Genomic DNA, 1,867 nt, shown 5'->3' on the forward strand with positions numbered 1-1,867 from the left:
AAAGTTGAAAAATGAAAATAACAAACTTGGCTCTACTGGTATTTTTGGCACTTAGTGGTTGCACTACAGAACCGAAGATGGTAACTCCTAGAATAGATAAAAATGCTATAGAAACTCTTCAAGAAGATAAGAAAAAAGAGGTTCTAATCATAGAAGATGTTGTTTCAAAAACATTAGATGAGAAGATAGGCTCTATGCTTATGGTAGGTTTTATGGGGACAACTGCCCCACAAGGGAGCCAAATATGTAATGATATATACAACTACAATCTAGCAGGAGTAATTCTATTTGATGTCAATCCAGTAAAGCACTCTGAGCCTAAAAATATTGATAACAAAGAGCAGGTAAGAACCCTCACAGAGCAACTCCAAGCTTGTAGCAGAGACGGAAAACTACTTATTTCTGTTGACCAAGAGGGTGGAGGAGTACAGAGGTTAAAACGAAAATATGGTTTTTATGGAAAATTTCCAAAAGCTAGAGATGTAAAAAGGAAGAGTGAAGTACAGATACGAACAGAGTACTTTAAGATGGGAGAAGAGCTTAATTCTGTAGGGATTAATTATAATCTAGCACCTGTAGTTGACCTTGCTATAAATAAGAGAAATAAAATCATATATAAATATGGTCGCTCTTTTGGTTCAAATCCAAAGGATGTAGCTAAATATAGCTCTATCTTTATATCTGCTATGCGTAATAACGGTGTATTAAGTGCTGTCAAACATTTTCCAGGGCATGGTTCATCTCTAGGTGATACACACAAAGGTTTTGTGGATGTGACAAATCTCTGGCAAAAAAAAGAGCTAGAGCCATATAGAATATTAGCAGAGCAAGGTGCTATAGATACAGTAATGGTAGCTCATGTATTTAACAAAAAGATAGATGCAGAGTATCCTGCAACACTTTCAGCAAAAACGATAAATGGACTACTTCGAAATGATATAGGTTTTGATGGAGTTGTTATTACCGATGATTTGCAGATGGGTGCTATTGGTAACTATAGTCTAAGAGATAGACTTAGATTAACTATAGGTGCAGGTAATGATATTTTGCTTTTTGGAAATCAACTCTCGGTTAGAAGTATGGTAAGTACTCAGAATTTGGTTGATACCGTAAAAGAGATGGTTGATAGTGGAGAAGTGAGTTTAGATGATATAGAGAGGTCTAATGAGAGAATGGAGATATTGAAGCAGGGGATTTAAATCCCCTACCTATTACAACTATCATGACTAACTTTGAGATAATAAGAGAGTCCTAAAATCAAAGCTGTTACCGCAAGAATTAGATATACAGCATATATAAGCTGACTTGGGTCATTGAGTGCAAATTTAAAGACTAGCATCAACGCTTCGATAGATAGGGCGATAATGATGGAACCCAAAAATCGTACCATCGTCTGGTGGGTATCTCCTGCACCATCTTTTTTCTCTTTTCCTAGTACCTCCTCCTCAAAAATGGCTTTGACCAAATCGACAATCGCCAGAGCGAGGGTGAGGAGAATGGTGGATTTGAATATATCGTTAATATTCACTTCATGAAAATTCAGTCCATTGCTTACTATACTGTTAACTCCTTTGATAAAGAGAAGTATCGCTACAAAGAAGAGTGCCACAGAGAATAGACTATAGACAATTTTAGTGGCAGAGCCAAAGAACGAATCTACCGAACTTGGGTGAACCATTCGTAGAATATCTTTGAGACTAATCTGTACACAGATAATGGTCAGAAGATTGTCCTCTGGATCATAGATAGGAAAACTTGCTGTTACGACTAGATGGTTCAATGCCAGTGATGGATATGGGTCTGAGATTTCACATCTATGTTGGGTTTTTGTCGAATAATAATAGGAACGGTTGCTTTTATCTTTACC

At 36.7% G+C, this 1,867-nt stretch carries 2 protein-coding genes; one reads left to right on the forward strand and one right to left on the reverse strand.

What is annotated here, in order from left to right:
- Positions 1-11: 11 nt before the first annotated feature.
- On the forward strand, positions 12-1,199 hold the full coding sequence (locus tag GSY74_RS01995; protein WP_255494460.1) for a glycoside hydrolase family 3 protein: 1,188 nt from the start codon (positions 12-14) through the stop codon (positions 1,197-1,199).
- Positions 1,200-1,204: 5 nt separating this feature from the next.
- On the opposite strand, the gene GSY74_RS02000 is transcribed toward GSY74_RS01995, so the two are convergent.
- Positions 1,205-1,867: PDC sensor domain-containing protein (locus GSY74_RS02000; RefSeq protein ID WP_164663444.1), on the reverse strand; the 663-nt coding region annotated here is incomplete at its 5' end.

The organism is Sulfurovum sp. bin170, assembly GCF_010892395.1.
Classification (GTDB): domain Bacteria; phylum Campylobacterota; class Campylobacteria; order Campylobacterales; family Sulfurovaceae; genus UBA1140.

Excerpts from the sequence above, each read along its gene's own strand:
- GSY74_RS01995 (WP_255494460.1), top strand. The coding sequence starts at position 12 with ATGAAAATAACAAACTTGGCTCTACTGGTATTTTTGGCACTTAGTGGT.